Source organism: Acidomonas methanolica (assembly GCF_004346035.1).
Lineage (GTDB): Bacteria > Pseudomonadota > Alphaproteobacteria > Acetobacterales > Acetobacteraceae > Acidomonas > Acidomonas methanolica.
Map to the genome: position 1 here is coordinate 170,460 of NZ_SLZN01000001.1, position 19,597 is coordinate 190,056.

The window sequence follows — 19,597 nt, forward strand, 5'->3', positions numbered from 1 at the left end:
CGTTACTGGCCGGCAGCCTTGGCCACTTCGGCGGCGAAGTCGTTCTCTTCCTTCTCGATGCCTTCGCCGAGCTGATAACGCTCGAAGGCGACAAGCTTCGCACCTGCCTTCTCCACGATCTTGGCGACACGGCTCTCGCCGTCATGCACCCAGATCTGTTCGAGCAGGACGACTTCCTCATAGAACTTGCGGATACGGCCCTCGACCATCTTGTCGATGATCGCTTCCGGCTTGCCGGATTCACGCGCCTGCTCGACAAGCACGGCCCGCTCGCGCTCGAGCGATTGCGGGTCCACGCTAGCGACTTCCAACGCCGCGGGGCGCGTCGCGGCGACATGCATCCCGATCTGACGGCCCAGCCCCACGAGGGCGTCGGTCTCGTTCGGCGCTTCCAGCGCAACCAGCACGCCGATCTTGCCGATTCCCGGACGCAGGGCGGAGTGCACATAGCTTGCGACCGTACCGGAGGGCACGGTCAGCACGCGCACGCGGCGCAGCGACATGTTCTCCCCGATCGTGGCGATCAGATGGGTCAGTTCCGCCTCGACCGTGCGACCGCTGGCCAGCGTCGCCGCCTTGATCGCGTCCAGATTCTCGCCGACCTCCAGCGCCACATGAGCGACGGCCTCGGCAAAAGCCTGGAAATGCTCGTTGCGGCCCACGAAATCGGTCTCGGCGTTCACCTCGACCATCGCGGCCTTGTTCGGCGCGGAGGCCACGGCGATCAGGCCCTCGGCCGTCACGCGGCCGGACTTCTTGGCCGCCTGGGACAGACCTTTGGTCCGCAGCCAGTCGATGGCGGCTTCCATGTCGCCCGCGGCTTCCGTCAGGGCCTTCTTGCAATCCATCATCCCGGCGCCGGTCTTCTCGCGAAGCTCCCGCACGAGCGCGGCGGTGATTTCTGCCATATGCAGCTTCCTTATGATAATAAAACGGCGCGCCCGGCTTTCGGGCCCGGCACGCCATGACGTGTGTCCTGACGAGGCTTTCCCGCTCTGAAAAAGAGCGGGCCGAGCCTCAGGCCCCGGCTTCAACCGGAGCGGCGTCCTCGACGACGGCGTCGGCGATGGCTTCAACCGGAAGGTCTTCCGAAGCGCCGATATCGATCCCCGAAGCGCCGAGCTGGGTGGAGATGCCGTCCAGCACCGCGCCCGCGACGAGGTCGCAATACAGGGTGATCGCGCGGATCGCATCGTCATTGCCCGGGATCGGATAGGTCACACCCGCCGGATCGGAATTGGAGTCGAGCACCGCGACCACCGGAATGCCGAGCTTGTTGGCTTCCTCGACAGCCAGCTTCTCCTTGTTGGTGTCGATGATGAAGAGAATGTCCGGAAGCCCGCCCATCTCCTTGATGCCGCCCAGGGACCGCTCGAGCTTTTCCCTGTCGCGGGTCAGATCGAGAACTTCCTTCTTGGTCAGACCATGCGTGTCGCCCGAGAGCATATCCTCGATCTGGCGCAGACGCTTGATCGAGCCTGTGATGGTCTTCCAGTTCGTCAGCATGCCGCCGAGCCAGCGATGATTGACGTAATACTGGCCGCAGCGCTGCGCCGCCTCGGCGACATGCTCGGCCGCGGCGCGCTTCGTGCCGACGAAGAGCACGCGCCCGCCGCCCGCCACGGTGTCTCGAACAGCCTTCAGGGCGCGATCCAGCATCGGGACGGTCTGTTGCAGGTCGATGATATGGACCTGATTGCGCACGCCGAAGAGATAGGGTGCCATCGCCGGATTCCAGCGACGGGTGTTGTGACCGAAATGCACACCGGCTTCGAGAAGCTGGCGCATGGTGAAATCAGGCATCGCCATGATGCAGAATCCTGTTCATCTGGTTGGACCTCCGCATGACGCTGCCCCGTGCGGGACACCAGAGTGACTGTAGCCATGCGTGCGGATTATGCGCCCCTGAATTTCAGGAGACGCAGGCGCGCATATCGCGCGTTCCACACAAAAAAGCAAGCCGTTCGAGACGCCGCCCAGCGGACAGGCGTGCCACGGGCCGGATATCACGCACCGGCGGAAGCCGCTCCGAAAAGACGATACTGCTCGAGCGCCTTTTCCGACGGAAACTGCGCCATGACGACTCCGCCGGGAGAAAGGAACTGGGTAACCACCATATTTAGCGCGGGATCGATGTATCGATACGGATTGGCCTTCTCCTCACCGGCGGCAGCCGTGTCGAGAACCCGGGAGGGGCCGGATGAAACGCGCCCGCTCTCTGGGCCGGTGCCGGACGTGCTGACGCCCTTCGCTGCGGAAGCAAAAGCAACCGATGCGGTATTCACCCCGTCAACAAGCGACATTGCCGATTCTCCGTTCAAGACGCCGCCGGACCGCCGCGCCGCTCTGGAAAGGAACACGACGAACCAGACAAGTCTCTGACTATAACGCTTCAACCTTAATGCTTTGTTAAAATTGCCGAACCCGCGACACGCCGCCCAGAGCGCCCAATTTCTCGCCGAGTCGGGGCGTCACGGCGTAACGACCGGGAAGAGTCAGTTCCACCGCCGTATCGTCATCGATCACAGGGACCAGCACGATCTTGCCCTTGCCGCCCCGCTGCCCCGCCAGAAGCGCCCGAATGGCCTCGGCCGCCTCTGCCTGCCTGACCCAGACGCGCAGCTCAGCTTCCTCCCGTGCGGCCGCCTCCTCCAGATCGAGCACGTCCTGCGCGGTGATGCGCAAGGCCTCACCCTCCTGCCTGAGTTCGGCATGGACGAGGACCGCCCGTCCCGCCACCAGCAGATCGCGACTCCGCGACAAGACCTCGGAGAAGAGTGTCACCTCGCATCCTCCACCCGCATCCGACAGCCGCACCCACGCCATCTTGCTGCCGCTGCGCGTCGGCCGCTCCTTCTTGTCCACCACGCAACCGGCGATCTTCACCCGCATGCTTCCCGCGTCCGCCGCCGCCTGCAATTGCAGCGACGTCACCGCCCCCAGACGCTTGAGCACGGGCTTGTACGCGTCGATGGGATGCTCGGTCATATAAAAACCGATGGCTTCGGCCTCGAACGCGAGGCGATCGAAAGCAGGCCACGGCGTCGTCTCCGGCACACGCAATGACTCGCTTGCGCTTCCTCCGCCGGAAAACAGCCCGATCTGACCCGATGCCACCTCCTCGGCCTGAGCGTGCGCCCGACGCAGGATCGCCTCCGCGCTGGCGAAAACATTATGACGCTCCGTTAAAAGAGAGTCGAACGCGCCTGCTTTTGCAAGATTTTCAATCTGCATCTTGTTGAGTTGCCGCGCATCGCAGCGTTCGGCGAAATCGGTCAGATCGCGGAAAGGCCGCGCGCCGCGCGCCGCGACGATCGCTTCCATGGCACCAAAGCCGACACGCTTGACCGCCGCCAGAGCGTAGCGAATGGCCCAGCGCCCGTCCTCAAGACGTTCCAATGTGAAATCCGCGCCCGAACGATTGATATCCACCGGAAGGACCGCAATCCCCATGCGCTGCGCCTCCTGGCACAGCGCCGCCAGCTTCTCCGTCTTTTCCCGGGCCAGCGACATGCACCCGGCAATGAACGCAACCGGATGATTGGCCTTCATCCAGGCCGTCTGGTAGGAGACCAGAGCATAGGCCGCCGCATGGGATTTGTTGAACCCATAATCGGCAAATTTTGCCATAATATCAAAAACTTCGATGGCCTTGTCCGGATCGATGCCGCGCTTCGTCGCCCCAGAGACGAACAGTTCCCGCTGCTGGTCCATCTCGGCGCGGATCTTCTTGCCCATGGCCCGCCGCAACAGATCCGCTCCGCCGAGACTATACCCGGCCATCTTCTGGGCGATCTGCATGACCTGTTCCTGATAGACCATGATACCGTAGGTCTCTTCCAGGATGTCACGAAGCTCCTCGTGCGGCGGCTCCCATTTCTCGCCGTGCTTGCGGCGGCAATAATCCGGGATGTTGGCCATCGGACCGGGACGGTAGAGCGCCACGGCTGCGATGAGATCTTCCAGCCGTGTGACGCGCATCTGCTTGAGCACATCGCGCATGCCCGCGCCTTCGAACTGGAAGACGCCGCCCGCATCGCCACGCGCCAGCATGTCATACGTGGCCTTGTCATCCAGCGGAAGATCTGAGAGATCGGCCGTAATGCCTTGCTGTTGAATGAAATCTATGCCGCGCTTGAGGATGGTGAGCGTGGTCAGGCCGAGAAAGTCGAACTTCACCAGCCCGGCCTGTTCGACGAACTTCATATTGTATTGCGTGACCAGCATGTCGCTCTTCGGGTCGCGATAGAGCGGTACGAGTTCGACGAGCCTGCGGTCGCCGATCACGACGCCGGCCGCATGGGTCGAGGCGTGACGATACAGGCCTTCGAGCTGGTTCGCGATTTCCAGCAGGCGGCGCACCGCCTCGTCGCCGTCGCGCATCTCCTGCAACCGGGTTTCACCGTCGATGGCCTGCTTGAGCGTCACCGGCTTGGCGGGATTGTTCGGGATGAGTTCGGCGACACGGTTGACCAGGCCGAAGGGCAGGCCCAGCACGCGCCCCACGTCGCGCACCGCCGCGCGCGCCTGCAACTTGCCGAAGGTGATGATCTGCGCCACGCGATCGCCGCCATATTCGCGGCGCACGTACTGGATCACCTCGTCACGCCGGTCCTGGCAGAAATCGATATCGAAATCCGGCATCGAGACGCGCTCGGGATTCAGGAAGCGCTCGAAAAGCAGGTTGAACGGCAGCGGGTCGATATCGGTGATCGTCAGCGCCCAGGCGACCAGGGAACCCGCGCCCGATCCGCGTCCCGGCCCGACCGGAATGTCGTGCTGCTTCGCCCATTGAATGAAGTCGGCGACGATGAGGAAATAGCCGGGGAACCCCATCCGGACGATGATCTCCAGCTCCATTTCCAGCCGCTCGGCATAGCGCGTCCGCGTCGCCGCGTCGGGCCGCATCTTCGCCAGCCGCGCGTCCAGCCCTTCCTGGGCCATGGCGCGGAGAGTCTCTTCCTCCGTCGTCCCTTCGCGCACTTTCGGGCAAACGGGCAGAAGCGGCTTGCGGGTCGAGACCGTCACGGCGCACCGGCGGGCGATCATCAGCGTATTGTCGCAGGCTTCCGGCAGATCGGCGAAGATCTCGCGCATCAGGGCCGGCGGCTTGAACCAGTGCTCCGGCGTGACACGCCAGCGCTCCTCTTCCGCCATCGTTCGGCCCTGCGCGATGCAGAGCAGCGCGTCATGCGCCTCATACATGGCGGGCATTGGAAAGAAACACTCGTTCGTCGCCACCAGCGGGATGCCGAAGCGATCCGCAAGCGCGATCATGCCGGGCTCGATCGCGTCCTCTTCAGGCAGACCGTGGCGGTGCAGCTCGACCGCCATCCGATCGCCGAACGCCGTCTGGAGGCAACGAAGCAGGGCGCGCGCCTCGTCCTCCTGCCCGTCCGCGAGCATCCGGAACAGCGGGCCACGCGTGCCGCCCGTCATCAGGAACACCCCTTCCGCATGAGCGCAAAGACAGTCGAGCGTCACCATTGGATCGGCCGGATCGCTCCTCAGGAAGCCTTCCGACGAGAGAAACTGCACATTGGCGAGACCGGCGTCATTCATCGCCAGAAGCGCGAGGGGCTCGGACGGCAGACCCGGCTTGTCCCCGCGGGGGGGCAGCCCGATCTGGCATCCGATGATCGGCTGCACGCCCTTGTTCGAGCAATATTGCGAGAATTCGAGCGCCCCGAAGAGATTGCCGGTATCGGTGATCGCCACGGCGGGCATGGCGTGCTCGACGGCGAGAGCCGCCAGATCCGGCACCCGGATCGCCCCCTGGCTCAGCGAATAGGCGGAGTGATTGCGAAGATGGATGAAATCGGCATGAGACATGGCCCGAGCCTATCACCTTCTCTCAGCCGCCGCAGCACGCCTCCTCCAGACGGGTCCGATCGCGCATCCGGCGGGACAGCAGCACCAGCGCGACGCCGATCAGCGCAATCCCCAATCCCAGCCCGGAAACGACCGGATAACCGTAGCCCGAGGCGAGAACGCCGCCGCCGAGTGCCGCGCCGAGCGCATTGCCGAGATTGAACGCGCCGATATTGACCGATGAGGCAAGCCCGGGCGCCTCATGCGCCGCCTGCATGGCGCGAATCTGAAGGGCGGGCATGAGGGAGAAACTCGCCGTTCCCCAGAGCAGCACCCCGATCAGCGCGCCGGCGGGCGTGACGGCGACGAAGGGAAAGGCAAGCATGACGAGGCCGAGAATGGGGAAGCCCACCAGCAGCGTTCCGTCGAGGGAACGATCCGCCGCGCGGCCTCCCAGGGCGTTCCCGATGCTGAAGCCGACGCCGATCAGCATGAGCGCGACCGTCACCATCCTGGGACCGGCATGGGTGATATGTTCGAGCATGGGCGCGATATAGGTATAGAGTTCGAACATCGCCGCAGCGCCGATGACCGTGGCGGCCAGCGCCATCAGCACGTTCCCGCGCAGCAGGACGCGCAACTCCGCAGCGGCGTCCGGCGGCGGGCCGACTTCCGTCACCCGCGGCAAGGCCAGCAGCATGGCTGCGGCCGCGACGAGGCCCAGCACCGCCGTCGCCAGAAACGCCTCCCGCCAGCCCATGGCATGGCCCAGCCATGTCGCCGCCGGCACGCCGAGAACATTCGCTATGGTCAGCCCCATGAGCATGGCCGCCACCGCGCGGGCCCGGCGATGCGCCGGGACGAGTGCGGCCGCCTCGACCGCGCCGAGGCCGAAGAACGCTCCGTGGCACATGCTGGTCAGCACGCGCGCCATCAGAAGCTCCAGATAGGAATTCGACAACGCCGCGGCGACATTTCCCGCAAGGAACACGCCCATCAGCGCCACGAGCGCCCGCTTGCGCGGCCACGATGCCAACAGGAGCGTGATGACCGGCGCGCCGCCCATGACGCCGAACGCATAGGCGCTGACGAGACCGCCGGCCTCCGGCACGCTGACGGACAGCCCGGACGCGATGACCGGGAGCAGCCCCATCGGGGCGAATTCCGTCACCCCGATCGCAAAGGCTCCTGCCGCGAGGGAAAGCAGCGCCCAGTTCGGCACATTCTTCTTTTTCATTCCTGACCCCTTTTCACCCTTTCCCCGCGCGATGGCGATTGTTTTGCTCCCGGCCGCCATGCCAGACTTCGCCCGACATCCGCGCAACCCCGGAGCCGAAAGACCACGATGGACGCCCCTACCAATCTCGATGCCCTCTGGCTGCCCTTCACCGCCAACCGGCAGTTCCGCGCGGCGCCCCGCATGCTCGTCTCCGCCAAAGGCATGTATTATACCGACGATCAGGGCCATCAGGTGCTGGACGCCTGCGCCGGTCTCTGGTGCGTCAATGCGGGCCATGCACGGCCCAGAATCGTCGAGGCCGTGCAGAAGGCCGTCGCGACGCTCGATTTCGCCCCGTCCTTCCAGATGGGGCATCCGCTGGCCTTCGAGGCCGCCAACCGCGTGGCGAGACTCGCGCCCGGCAACCTCAACCATGTGTTCTTCTGCAACTCCGGCTCCGAAGCCGGAGATTCAGCGCTGAAGATCGCGCTGGCCTATCATCGCCAGCGCGGCGACGCCGCCCGCACGAAGCTGATCGGCCGCGAACGCGGCTATCACGGCGTCGGATTCGGCGGCATGTCCGTGGGCGGCATCGCCGGGAACAGAAAACTTTACGGCAACTTGCTGGGCAATGTCGATCACCTGCCGCACACGCATGACCCCGCGCGCAACGCCTTCTCGCGCGGCCAGCCGGAGCATGGCGCCGAACTGGCCGACGCGCTCGAACGGATCGTGGCGCTCCACGACGCCTCCACCATCGCCGCCGTCATCGTCGAACCGCTGGCGGGGTCGACCGGCGTCCTGCCCGCGCCGAAGGGCTATCTCCAGCGCCTGCGCGACATCTGCACGGCCCATGGCATCCTGCTGATCTTCGACGAGGTCATCACCGGGTTCGGCCGCCTTGGCGCCTCCTTCGCCGCCGAGAAATATGGCGTGGTGCCGGACATCATGACCGTCGCCAAGGGCATCACCAACGGCACGGTCCCGATGGGCGCCGCGATCGTCTCGGACACGGTATTCGACGCCTTCATGCAGGGGCCGCCCGAAGCCATCGACCTGCCGCACGGCTACACCTACTCCGCCCATCCGATCGCCTGCGCCGCCGCCATCGCGACGCTGGACACCTATGCGGATGAGCATCTCTTCGAGCGCGCCGCCATTCTCGCCCCCTATCTGGAGGAGGCGGTCCACGGACTGCGTGGCCTGCCCCATGTGACGGACATCCGCAACGAGGGCCTCGTCGCCGCCGTCGAACTCGAACCCCGCAACGCGCCGACCTCCCGCGCCTATGAGGTGTTCGACCGCGCCTTCCACAAGGGCGTTCTCGTCCGCTACACCGGCGACACCATCGCCTTCTCCCCGCCGCTGATCGTGGAAAAGGCGGAGATCGACCGGATCGTCGAGACGCTGGCGGAACTGATCCGCGAGGTGCCCTGAACGCAACCCGGCTCCGAACGCAGTCGGGACGAGAGCGCAGCCGGGTCGGCGGTCACGTCTCCTCTTCCGGCAGTCCCGGCCCGCAACGGACCCATGGGAGGCGGCTTTCCACCCCGTCATGCCGGATGGGGCGGAACACCGTCGGGTCGTCCAGCGTGCCGACGGTGAGGGAAATGCCTTTCCCGGCATCATAGGCAAAAAAGAGCGGCGACCCGCACCGGCCGCAGAAGCCCCGCGTCGCTGCGGCGGACGACCGATAGACCGAGGGCGGAGCAACCCCCACCCAGTCCAGATCGGTCTTCTTCACATCGACGAATGCCTCGTATTCCCCGCCGGTCGCCCTGCGGCACATGGTGCAGTGACAGTAGCTCCCGGCAAGAGTCTCCTCTCCCTCTATCCGATAGCGGACATGCCCGCACAGGCAGCCGCCCTCATGAACGCGTTTCTCCATCGTTTCGACTTCACCCCGTAACGAGATCATGTCAGTCTGGCGGGGATGACGACGCAGCCCTTCCTTCCCGACCCCTCGCTTTATAACGAGGATCTGGCGCCGATTCCTCAGGAAAAGCGCGACTGGACATGGCTGAACATGGCCACCGTCTGGATGGGCATGGTGCATAATATCGTCGTGTACGAGGCGGCGGCGGGGCTGATGGCCATCGGCTTCTCCGCATGGCAATGTCTCGAAATCGTGGCCGTCGCCTATGTCGTGCTGTTCCTCGCGATGGGGCTGAACGCGCGGGCGGGCACGCGGTACGGCATTCCGTTCTGCGTGCTGATCCGGTCGGCCTTCGGCCCGTCCGGGGCTCAGCTTCCGGTCATATTACGCGGATTCTGCGCGATTTTCTGGTTCTCGGTCCAGGCCTACGCGGCCACCCAGGCGGTCGACGCCATTGCCGGCACGATCTGGCCCGTCTGGAAGACGGCGGCGGCGGGCGTCCTCGGCATGCCGCTGCATCGGTGGGGCGCGCTGGTCGTCGTCTGGCTGCTCCATGCGTGGATCATGAATCACGGCGTCACCCGAATCCGCAATTTCGAACTGATCGCCGGGCCGCTGGTCATCGTCATCGGCGCGCTCGCGACGGTCTGGGCACTGAAGGTCGGGCACGGGCCGGGGCCGCTTTTCGCCGTGCCGGGGCGGCTGCATGGCTGGAACTTCGCCCTCGCCTTCGCCGGGGGCGTGACCGGCATGATCGGCATGTGGGCCACCTTCGCCGTCAATATCCCCGATCTCTCGCGCTTCGTGCGTTCGCAGCGCGATCAGGTCATCGGCCAGGCGATCGGCCTCCCGGTGACGGCGCTGGTGTTCACCCCGATGGCGATCATCACCACCTCAGCCACCGTGCTGCTCTTCGGACGGGCGATCTGGAATCCGGTCGATCTGCTGCTGACGCTCGACAAACCGCTCGTGACCGTGCTGGGCGGCGGCGTGATCGTGCTGGCCACGCTCTCGGTCAATGTCGTGGCGAACATCATGCCCGCCTGTTACGACCTCATCAATCTCTCCCCGGAGAAGCTGAATTTCCACCGCGCCAGCTTCCTGGTGCTCGGCATCGGGCTGCTCTTCGCGCCGTGGCTCTGGTTCAGCGAGGCGGAAAGCATCTACCGCGTGCTGGACATCATCAGCGGCCTGCTCGGCCCCGTGACCGGGATCATGCTCGCGGATTATTTTATCCTCCGCGCCCGGCATCTCGACGTGCCCGATCTCTATCGGCGCGACGGATGCTACGCGGCGTCGAACGGCTGGAATCCCGCCGCCATCGCAGCCTTCCTCCTCGGCGGCTTCTGCGCCAATCTCGGCCTGGTCTGGCCGCGCGCCGTCTGGATCGGCCATCTGTCCTGGTTCGTCGGGCTGGCGGTGGCGGCCGGGCTTTATCTCGAATTCTCGCGCTGGACGGCCCTGGGGAGAAAGCCGCGACAGGTGTGATCCTGCACTTCCTCGCCGGACGCCCGATCGAGCCCCTGCGCCTTGTCGTCAAGCAGCAGGAACCCTCCCGGCACGGTGACGACGACCAGCGTGTGCAGCCCCATCTCCGCCGGCGTCTCGCTGGCGCCATCCGCCAGCACGAGAAAGGGCGAGTCGTGCAGATCGGGCAGCAGGATCGCGCGATAGGCGTGTCCCAGCAGAGGCTGAGGCAAGGACGACCAATGAGTGCCGACCGACGGCGCCATCGCGTCGAGCGCCTCGCGCACGCCCGGACGCAGACAATCGATATGGATGTGAAGCTGGTTCTGCGATCGCCCCTCTTCGGAATTGATCGCCAGCGACAGGCCGCGATCCGGCACCGCCGCGCCATAGGCTTTCGAAACCAGCCCGCGCGCGGCCCAGGCCTCCGCGAAATAATTCGGCGCATCGGGCGTCAGCACGGCCGGACTTTCGATGCCCGTGACCTTCGCCGTCGGAATCAGCAGATATTGTCCCTTCCCCTCAATGCTGTGCAGAAGGGCGTAGCCGTCCTTCGCGTCATAAACAGCGCAGGGCCGCCCTCCGGACGCGCAGCGCCCATGCACGATCTTCCACAACGCATCGGGATCATGCCCGCGCGTGCGCCATCCCAGACCGAGGCTGAGCACGACCACGGCGGCGCAAAGAGCAACGCCCATGCCGAAGAGCGGCCAGCGCCGCCGGCGGCTCATGCCTCCACCATCGCGACCTGCATGCCAAAGGCAGCCCCCACCCGCTCCAGCCGCCGCTGCACCACGCCGCCCGCGACACGCCGGTCCTCCGGAGTCAGGACGAGGGTGAGCACGCCGTCCTGTATCTTCAGCCCTGTGCCCTTCAGCAGCGCCGTCGTGCCGCCGCACAACGTATAGGCCAGACGCAGGGCGAGGCCGAGGCGCAAGGCCGAAACGAGGAGCGAACGGTCCAGCAGATAGCGCGAGGGCTCGAATTGCGGGTCGTCGGCATCCGCCTCGTAACGTATGGCGAGCGTCAGCGCGATGAAGGCGCGGGCGACATGGTCGAAGCCGACGCCATGCATGCGCAGGACGCGCAGATAGGTCTGCACGGCGCGATATTCCGGGTGGTCGTACGCCCCGATATCCGACATGACACAGGCCAGCACGCGCAGCTTTTCCATCTCCGCCGTCTCGCCATGGAAGAGCGGCGCGGTCCAGGCGATCAGATCGGCCGGAAGGCGCTGACTCCGGCTCAGCCGTCCCGCCATCTCCTCGGCCAGCGCCGTGCACGGGTCCTGCGCCGCGATGGAGGCGCCGATCTTCCGCATGTACCAACCCTCGCGCAGCCCGTCGACGCTGAAGACGACGCGCCCCGGATCGGCGCTCTTCAGCAGGGCCTCGAGAACGGTCGCGGAATACGGCACGTCCTCCAGCCGCTTGCGCGATACGCCGGACAATCGCTCCTGCGTGCGCCGCCCGCTCTTCAGCAGCCAGTTCGTCATCTCCCACGCCTCGGGCGCGGTCATGGAAAAGAGGTGAACGATGTTCAACGGATAATGGGTGCGCATGATCTGCAAGCGCGCCATGGCGCGGAACGCCCCGCCGACGAGATAGAGGGGTTTGCCGCGCACGGAGGACAGCCACTCCACCCCGGCGAGATCCTCCCTCGCCAGCCTCGCGGCGGTGGTCTGGTCGCCCTCCGCGCGATCGGCGAGGCGGATCACCCCGAGCTTCAGCGTGCACGCCTCGTGATAGCGCCCGCCCTGCACCCGGATCAGTTCGAGCGAGCCGCCGCCGATATCCGCCACCAGGCCGTCCGCTTCGGGAATGCTGCACAGCACGCCGGTCGCGGAATAATCCGCCTCTTCCTCCCCGGAGATCACGCGGACCGGAACGTCCGGCATCCGTTCCCGCAAGGCGGCCACGAAATCCGGCCCGTTCGCCGCATCCCGCACGGCGGCCGTGGCGATGACCTCGAACGGATCGGCCTGCATGGATCTGGCGATCGCATGGAAACGGCTCATCACGTCCATGGCCAGCGCCACCCCCTCCTCGTTGAGGCGGCCAGTGCTCTGAAGCCCTTTGCCGAGACGGAGAATGGCCTTCTCGTTGAAAATGGGAATCGGATTGCGTGTGACTCCCTCGAAGACGACGAGGCGAACCGAATTGGAGCCAAGATCGACGATCGCCGCGCGCTGGTGCTCGCCGGCCGTCGCGGCGGTCTTCGAGATGTCTTTCGGAGCCATGCCCGCGTCAGTCCTCCAGGATACGGTCCTGCCGGACCTTGTGCGTCATGGCCTGCCCGACGCCTTTGTCGCGAGCCGACGATCCCCGACCGGAAAGCGAGGGATTGTTCATGAAATATTCATGCGTCGAGAACGGTTTCGCCCCCGGCTGCACGCGCCGCCAGGCGCCGTCCGCATGAAGCGTCCAGCTCTGGAGCGTGTCCTTGAGATTCATGGTCATGATCTGGCCGAGAATCTGGGCGTGAACCGTCGGGTTGTAGATCGGCACCATGCACTCCACGCGCCAGTCCATGTTGCGGACCATCCAGTCCGCCGAGGCGATGAAGAGCTTCGCCTCGCGCGACGGCAGGCGATGGCCGTTGCCGAAGGCGAAGATGCGCGCATGTTCGAGAAAACGCCCGACGATGGACCGTATCTCGATATTCTCCGAGAGCCCCGCCACGCCGGGACGCAGACAGCAGATGCCGCGCACGATCGCCACGATCTTCACCCCGGCGCGCGAGGCCGCGTACAGCGCGTCGATCAGTTCCGGATCGACGAGACTGTTCATCTTGAGCCAGATCCGCCCCGGCCGCCCCGCTTTCACATGGTCGATCTCGTCGGCGATCAGCTTCAGCAATGTCGGGCGCAAGGTGATCGGCGCGAAGGCCAGCCCCTCCATCGTCTCCGGCGCGGCATAACCGGTCATGTAGTTGAACAGCCGCGCCGAATCCCGCGTCAGGCGCGGATCGCAGGTGAAGAAGGAGAGATCCGTGTAGATCCGCGCGGTGATCGGGTGATAGTTTCCCGTGCCGAAATGCGCATAGGAGCGCATGGAGCCGCCTTCGCGCCGCACCACCAGGCTCATCTTGGCGTGGGTCTTGAGATTGACGAACCCGAACACAACCTGCACGCCGGCGGCCTCCAGGGCGCGGGCGAGGCGGATATTCGCCTCCTCGTCGAAGCGCGCGCGCAATTCGACCATCGCGGTGACGGATTTCCCCGCCTCCGCCGCCTCGATCAGCGCGCGGACGATCGGGCTGTCCCGCGAGGTCCGGTAGAGCGTCTGCTTGATCGCCACGACATTCGGGTCTTGCGCCGCCTGTTTGAGAAACTGCACCACCACGTCGAAACTCTCGAAGGGATGGTGAACGACGATGTCCTTGGCGCGGATAGCGGCGAAGCAATCCCCGTCGAAATCGAGAATCCGCTGGGGAAAGCGCGGCGTATAGGGCGGGAAGACGAGATCCGGACGGTCCGAGACGATCATCTGCCGCAGATCGACCACCCCGACCATGTCGGTCTGGACGAACATGTCCTCCTCCGACACGTCGAGCTCTTCCGCGAAATCGCGCCCCAGCGCGACGGGCAGCGCCGCATCCATGGCGAGATGGATGCCGACTCCCCTGCGGCGCTGCTTGAGGGCCGTCTCATAGGAACGGACGAGATCTTCCGCCTCATCCTCGAACTCGACGTCGGAATCCCGGATGACGCGCAGCACGCCGCCCTCGATCACCTCCATGCCTGGGAAGAGACGCCCGACCGACATGCGGATGATATCCTCCAGCAGGACGAAGCGCGTCGTTCCCGGCGCGTCCGCCGGACGATGACGGAGCCGGACGAAGCGGTTGATCTGGCTGGGCAGAAGAATCAACGCGTTCATGCTGAAGGTAGGAATGCCGGGGCGGCCAAGTCTCAACGCCAGGGCGAGGCCGAGATTCGGAATGAACGGCATCGGGTGCGACGGATCGACGGCGAGCGGGGTGAGGACCGGAAAGATGTGCTCCTCGAAAATCCGGTCGATCTCCTGCCGGTCCGACTCGTCCAGCGTCCCCGGCGCGAGGAGCATGAGCCCCGCCTCGGCCAGCTCGGCCCGCAGGCCGCGCCAGATCCGCTGCTGTTCCTGCAGGATTTGCGCCAGACCGGCCCGGACCTCCGCCAGTTGCTGCGCGGGGGTCAGCCCGTCCGCGGCGGGCGCGACCAGACGTTCGCGCACCTGCCCGACCAGACCGGCGACGCGGACGGAATAGAACTCGTCGAGATTGCTCGCGCTGATGGACAGGAACCTCAGCCGTTCGAGCAAAGGATTACGGCGGTTCTCCGCCTCCTCGATGACGCGACGGTTGAAGTCGAGCCATGACATTTCGCGATTGAGGAATCGATGCGGGGAGTGCATCACCTCGTCCGCCGGGCCGATCCAGTTCGCCGCCTGACGCCGCCGGGCGCGCGTCGGATCTCGCTTCGCCACCACCTCTTCAGCACGCGCCGCGGCGCTCTCCGCGTTTCTGCCCGCGCCTCTGATCGTCCTCTTTCCCGGCGTTCTCGTCACTCTCTCTGTCGCTCCTCACTTCACCGCGCGCACATCACGCCACACCATCCTTGGGCGCCCTTCTGTCTGTCAAACCCCTCTTCCGAAAGAGTCTCTCATATTTCTTCCCGGCCGTCAGGATGAAGCCGGTCGCCCAGAACCTCGCGGGCCAGCGCGCGCGTGACGGCCTGCCCGCGCGCCAGGGCCGCGCCGTCCAGCCGCTCCACCGCGTCGAGCACGGCGTCCGCCGTGCGCGGAAGATGGCGCAGGAGCCAATCCATGACGGGTTGCGAAACCACGATCTGACGTTCCGCGAGCAGACGCAGCAGCAGGTTCGCCCGCAACGCGTCATCCGGGGCGCGAATCCCGATGGCGGTCGTGGCCCGCAGGCGGCTGGCGAGATCGGGCAGATTCACCGCCCTGCGCGCGGGCGGCGCGCGCCCGGCCAGCAGCAGCGGCCGCCGCTGCTCGCGCGCATGATTCAGGAGATGGAGCAGGACATCCTCGCGGAACGGGCTGTCGAGTCCGTCGACCGCGACGCCGCCGGGCGGGAGTTCCGTCAGGAACAGCTCCGGCGACAGAAGCCCGGCCTGGACATGGAGCGCGCCCCGGCGCTCCGCCCAGATGCTCAGCAGATGCGTCTTGCCGCATCCCGCCTCGCCCCAGAGCCAGAGGCGGCGCTCCGGCCACTCGCCCTGCGCCAGCCAGAGACGCGCCTCGGCATTGCTGGCCGAGGCGACGAAGCGTGACGCCGCATAGTCCCGGCGCAAGGCGAGCGGCAGGGCGAACTGCCCGTCCTTTCGCGTTTCGCCCCCCTCGTCTTTTCCCGCCATTTCCCGCTCCCGACGCGCCGGACGCTTTGCCTTGCACGACTCGTCCCGTTAAGAGAATGCCGATTACACGACGATTCGACGCCAAGCGAGACGACAGCATGACCATGCCCGATTCCCCAGACCTGTCCGGAGCAAGCTATCGCGAGGCCGGAGTCGATATCGAGGCCGGAGACGCGCTGGTCGAGGCCATCAAGCCCGCCGCCCGCGCGACCGACCGTCCCGGCACGATGGGCGGCCTCGGCGGCTTCGGCGCGCTCTTCGACCTGAAAGCCGCGGGATTCACCGATCCGGTTCTCGTGAGCTGCACGGACGGCGTCGGCACCAAGCTGATGCTGGCCATCGAAACCGGCCAGCACGATACGGTCGGCGTCGATCTCGTCGCCATGTGCGTCAACGATCTCGTCGTGCAGGGTGCGCAGCCGCTCTTCTTCCTCGACTATCTCGCCACCGGCAGGCTCGCGGTGGAGGATGCCGCCCGCGTGATCCGGGGCATCGCCGCCGCCTGCCGGGAAAGCGGCTGCGCGCTCGTCGGCGGAGAGACGGCGGAAATGCCGGGCATGTATGCGCCGGGACATTACGACCTCGCCGGGTTCAGCGTGGGGGCGGCGGAACGCTCCGCCCTGCTGCCCGCGAAGGTGAGCGAGGGCGACACGCTGATCGCCCTGCCCTCCAGCGGCGTGCATTCCAACGGCTATTCCCTCGTCCGCGCCATCGCGGCACGCAGCGGCCTCGGCTGGGACGCGCCCGCGCCCTTCGCACCGGGCGAGACGCTGGCGACGGCCCTGCTCCGCCCGACCCGCCTTTATGTCAGGACCGTACTGGCCCTGCATCACGAAGGATTGCTGCATGGATGCGCCCATATCACCGGCGGCGGCCTGCCGGGCAACCTGCCGCGCGTCCTGCCGGAGGGGCTGACGGCGATTGTCGACGCCGGATCGTGGCCTGTCCCGCCGGTCTTCGCCTGGCTGGCGCGCACCGGGAACGTCGCGCCCGAGGAAATGCTCAAGGTGTTCAATTGCGGGATCGGCATGGTGCTGGTCACGCCCGAGCCGGACCGCGTGATGGCGGCGCTCTCGGCCCGCGGCGAGACAGGCCATCGCATCGGGCACGTCGCGCGCGGCGTGGAGCCATTCGTCCTGAGCGGCACGCCGGATTTCACGAACTGACATGACCGCCGGACTCTCCCCCGTGAAACGCCCGATCGCCGTCCTCATCAGCGGCCGCGGCAGCAACATGCGCGCGCTGATCGCAGCCTGCGCCGATCCCCGCTTTCCTGCCCGGATCGTCGCCGTCCTCAGCAATCGCGAGGACGCCCCTGGGCTGCGGACAGCGGAAGAGGCCGGGCTGCACACGGTCTGCATCCCGTCGAAACCCTTCGGCCGCGACCGCGAGGCGCATGAACGCGCGATCGATGACGCCCTCCGCGCGGCGGGAACCGAGATCGTCTGCCTCGCGGGATATATGCGGGTTCTGACGCCCTTTCTCGTGGGCGCATGGTCCGGACGGATGCTGAATATCCATCCGAGCCTCCTCCCCGCCTTTCCCGGCCTGCACACCCATGCCCGCGCCATCGAGTCCGGCGTCGCGGAGCACGGCTGCACCGTGCATCTGGTGACGGAAGGAGTCGATGAGGGCCCGATCCTGGGTCAGGCGCGCGTCCCGGTCCTGCCCGGCGACACGCCGGAGATCCTCGCCGCGCGCGTGCTGGAGGAGGAGCACCGACTCTACCCGCATGCCCTCGCCGCGTTCATCGAGGGCCTCGTTTCGGCCTGACGGGCCTTCGCCCCGCCCGCATCTTGCGGGACGCGAGCGGGGTGCTTTACTTTCCGAACGTCAAGGGCCCCGATCAGGATGACGGGCCACGGAGTGCCGCGATGATCGACGATTTCACCTTCGGCAGGGTGGCCGTCATCGGCGATTTGCTGCTCGACTGCTACATCAACGGCTCGGTCGGCCGCATCTCGCCGGAAGCGCCCGTGCCGGTGCTCCTGCGCGCCCATCACAGCGCGGTGCCCGGCGGAGCGGCCAATGTGGCGATGAACGCGGCAACGCTCGGCGCGACTGTCCTGCTCGTCGGGCTCGTCGGCGAGGACGAGTCGGCCGCGACGTTGAAGACCGCCCTCGCCCGCGCGCCGGGAATCGAGCTTTCCGGCCTCGTCGCCGATCCGGCCTGGACGACCATCACCAAGACGCGCGTGCTCAGCGGACGCCAGCAGATCGTCCGGATCGACGAGGAACGGATCGAGACGCCACCCGCGGCGACGCGCGCCCACCTGATCTCCGCCGCGCGCGCCGCGATCGACGCCGCGGACATCGTCATCTGCTCGGACTACGCGAAGGGCGTCCTCTCCGACGATGTCCTGGCCGCCATCATGGACGCGGCGCGGGCCCGGGGCGTTCCCGTGATCGTCGATCCCAAGCGGCCGGAATTCTCCGCCTATCGCGGCGCGTTTCTCGTCACGCCCAATCGCAGCGAAATCGCCGTCGCCACCGGGCTTCCCGTGCGCAACGACGCGGAGGCCGAGGCCGCCGCCCACGCGGCGTCGGAGCAATGCGGCGGCAACGTCCTCGTCACGCGCTCGGAAGAAGGCATGACGCTGTATCGGCGCGACGGCCATGTGACGCATGCCCGCGCGCATAAATCCGAAGTCTATGACGTCTCCGGAGCCGGCGATACGGTTGTCGCGACCGTCGCGGCCATGCTTTCCGCCGGGCAGGATCTCGAAACGGCCGTCGTCATCGCCACCACGGCGGCGTCGATCGTCGTCGGCAAGCTCGGCACCACGACCGTCTCCCGCCACGAGCTGGGCGCGGCGCTTCTGTCGAAGATGAAGGAGACCGCGACGACCGTGCCGCTCGACCGCGCCCGGAGCATCGTCAATGACTGGCGCCAGCACGGCGCACGTATCGCCTTCACCAACGGCTGCTTCGACCTGCTGCATCCCGGCCATATCGCTCTCCTCCGCGCGGCGGCGCGGCAGGGCGACAAGCTGATCGTCGCCCTCAACAGCGATGCGTCGGTGAAGCGGCTCAAGGGTGCGGAGCGTCCGCTCCAGGACGCGCAGGCGCGCGCCACCGTCATCGGCGCCCTCCGCGACGTCGATCTCGTCGTCATTTTCGATGAGGACACGCCGCTCGAAACCATCATGGCCCTGCGCCCCGACGTGATCGTCAAGGGCGCGGATTATCGGGAGGACGAGGTGGTCGGCGGCGCGTTCGTGCAGTCCTATGGCGGCGCGGTCGTCCTGGCCGATCTCGTCTCCGGCCGTTCGACGACGTCGATCGTGCGCAAGATCAGGCAGGCCGCGCCGGACGCCCTGCCCTGCTGAACACCGGCGGACACCTCAACGCCGTCGTCAGGCGCCCCGGTTTCAGGCGGCGCCTACCGTCAATCCGTTCGCGGGCTCGCCATGCCGCATGAAGCGCCCGGCCCGATACCCAATCCAGCACGCCGCCATAGCAGCACGCAAGCCGCAGCGCCGTCACATCGCCCGGCAATTCCATCCCTTCCGGCGGAACCGATCGCACGCACAGGCTTAGCCGGTTCGAGAAGGCCAGAGCCGCCACGAGCGCGACGGTCTGCTCGACATCCTCCATCAGAAAGGCCGGATAGTGGAGAGTCCGCGCCGCGTCGCGCAGCCCGGCCGTCACCGCGTCGAGCGTACCCTCAAGGCTGAACCCGTCACAGGGCAAAGGATCGCATCGCTCCAGCTCCTCCTGCCAGACGAGCGGGACGCGCCGCCCCCAGACGAGCATGTCGAGCGCAGTCTCGGCCAGATCGAGCAGGATGGCGGGATCGGCGGCGGCGCGCACACGCGGCGCGTTTCCCCGCGAAGGGTCCGGCCATGTCTCGATGGCCAGCATT

General features: G+C 66.5%; 16 protein-coding genes. 5 read left to right on the forward strand and 11 right to left on the reverse strand.

Annotation, left to right across the window (positions count from 1 at the left end):
• Positions 1–2: 2 nt before the first annotated feature.
• The 5 genes from tsf to EDC31_RS00850 all read right to left on the reverse strand — a co-directional run bounded on the left by tsf (position 3) and on the right by EDC31_RS00850 (position 7,048).
• A complete protein-coding gene (gene tsf / locus EDC31_RS00830) occupies positions 3–908 on the reverse strand; it encodes a translation elongation factor Ts (RefSeq protein ID WP_042058330.1) in 906 nt (301 codons plus the stop codon).
• 109 nt (positions 909–1,017) lie between these two features.
• Positions 1,018–1,809 (reverse strand): 30S ribosomal protein S2, encoded by a 792-nt coding sequence (gene rpsB, locus EDC31_RS00835; RefSeq protein WP_042058331.1) that lies wholly within the window; start codon positions 1,807–1,809, stop codon positions 1,018–1,020.
• Positions 1,810–2,006: 197 nt separating this feature from the next.
• A complete protein-coding gene (locus EDC31_RS00840; RefSeq protein WP_042058334.1) occupies positions 2,007–2,303 on the reverse strand; it encodes a hypothetical protein in 297 nt (98 codons plus the stop codon).
• Positions 2,304–2,409: 106 nt separating this feature from the next.
• Positions 2,410–5,832 carry a DNA polymerase III subunit alpha gene (gene dnaE / locus EDC31_RS00845; RefSeq protein ID WP_042058338.1) on the reverse strand — a complete coding sequence of 1,141 codons (3,423 nt, stop codon included), beginning with the start codon at positions 5,830–5,832 and terminating at the stop codon, positions 2,410–2,412.
• 22 nt (positions 5,833–5,854) lie between these two features.
• Positions 5,855–7,048, reverse strand: coding sequence for an MFS transporter (locus EDC31_RS00850; RefSeq protein ID WP_042058341.1), 1,194 nt, complete (start codon positions 7,046–7,048; stop codon positions 5,855–5,857).
• Between the two features lie 108 nt (positions 7,049–7,156).
• Here EDC31_RS00850 and EDC31_RS00855 point away from each other — a divergent pair, with 108 nt between their 5' ends.
• Positions 7,157–8,467, forward strand: a complete 1,311-nt coding sequence (locus tag EDC31_RS00855) for an aspartate aminotransferase family protein (RefSeq protein WP_042058343.1) — start codon at positions 7,157–7,159, stop codon at positions 8,465–8,467.
• Between the two features lie 52 nt (positions 8,468–8,519).
• Here the strand turns inward: EDC31_RS00855 and EDC31_RS00860 are convergent, their stop codons facing one another.
• Positions 8,520–8,918, reverse strand: coding sequence for a GFA family protein (locus EDC31_RS00860; protein ID WP_042058369.1), 399 nt, complete (start codon positions 8,916–8,918; stop codon positions 8,520–8,522).
• A 45-nt stretch (positions 8,919–8,963) separates the two neighbouring features.
• Between EDC31_RS00860 and EDC31_RS00865 the strand changes: the two genes are divergently transcribed.
• Positions 8,964–10,394, forward strand: coding sequence for an NCS1 family nucleobase:cation symporter-1 (locus EDC31_RS00865; protein WP_042058345.1), 1,431 nt, complete (start codon positions 8,964–8,966; stop codon positions 10,392–10,394).
• Here EDC31_RS00865 and EDC31_RS00870 read toward each other — a convergent pair.
• The 4 genes from EDC31_RS00870 to EDC31_RS00885 form a co-directional block, all read right to left on the reverse strand.
• Positions 10,340–11,104 (reverse strand): CDP-diacylglycerol diphosphatase, encoded by a 765-nt coding sequence (locus EDC31_RS00870; protein ID WP_042058349.1) that lies wholly within the window; start codon positions 11,102–11,104, stop codon positions 10,340–10,342. The two genes, EDC31_RS00865 and EDC31_RS00870, sit on opposite strands and share 55 nt — an antisense overlap.
• Positions 11,101–12,612 (reverse strand): Ppx/GppA family phosphatase, encoded by a 1,512-nt coding sequence (locus EDC31_RS00875; protein WP_042058350.1) that lies wholly within the window; start codon positions 12,610–12,612, stop codon positions 11,101–11,103. The genes EDC31_RS00870 and EDC31_RS00875 overlap by 4 nt, the downstream gene beginning before the upstream one ends.
• Before the next feature lie 7 nt (positions 12,613–12,619).
• Entirely contained in the window at positions 12,620–14,767 is a 2,148-nt protein-coding gene (locus EDC31_RS00880; protein ID WP_052511876.1) for an RNA degradosome polyphosphate kinase, read from the reverse strand.
• A gap of 248 nt (positions 14,768–15,015) precedes the next feature.
• Positions 15,016–15,732, reverse strand: coding sequence for an HdaA/DnaA family protein (locus EDC31_RS00885; RefSeq protein ID WP_132126868.1), 717 nt, complete (start codon positions 15,730–15,732; stop codon positions 15,016–15,018).
• A 98-nt stretch (positions 15,733–15,830) separates the two neighbouring features.
• On the opposite strand from EDC31_RS00885, the gene purM reads away from it, so the two are divergent.
• The 3 genes from purM to rfaE1 all read left to right on the forward strand — a co-directional run bounded on the left by purM (position 15,831) and on the right by rfaE1 (position 19,061).
• Positions 15,831–16,898 carry a phosphoribosylformylglycinamidine cyclo-ligase gene (purM, locus tag EDC31_RS00890; protein WP_042055213.1) on the forward strand — a complete coding sequence of 356 codons (1,068 nt, stop codon included), beginning with the start codon at positions 15,831–15,833 and terminating at the stop codon, positions 16,896–16,898.
• A 1-nt stretch (position 16,899) separates the two neighbouring features.
• Positions 16,900–17,505 (forward strand): phosphoribosylglycinamide formyltransferase, encoded by a 606-nt coding sequence (purN, locus tag EDC31_RS00895; protein WP_042055215.1) that lies wholly within the window; start codon positions 16,900–16,902, stop codon positions 17,503–17,505.
• A gap of 101 nt (positions 17,506–17,606) precedes the next feature.
• Entirely contained in the window at positions 17,607–19,061 is a 1,455-nt protein-coding gene (gene rfaE1, locus EDC31_RS00900; protein ID WP_042055217.1) for a D-glycero-beta-D-manno-heptose-7-phosphate kinase, read from the forward strand.
• Here the strand turns inward: rfaE1 and EDC31_RS00905 are convergent.
• Entirely contained in the window at positions 19,027–19,596 is a 570-nt protein-coding gene (locus EDC31_RS00905; protein WP_052511510.1) for a hypothetical protein, read from the reverse strand. The two genes, rfaE1 and EDC31_RS00905, sit on opposite strands and share 35 nt — an antisense overlap.
• Position 19,597: the final 1 nt, after the last annotated feature.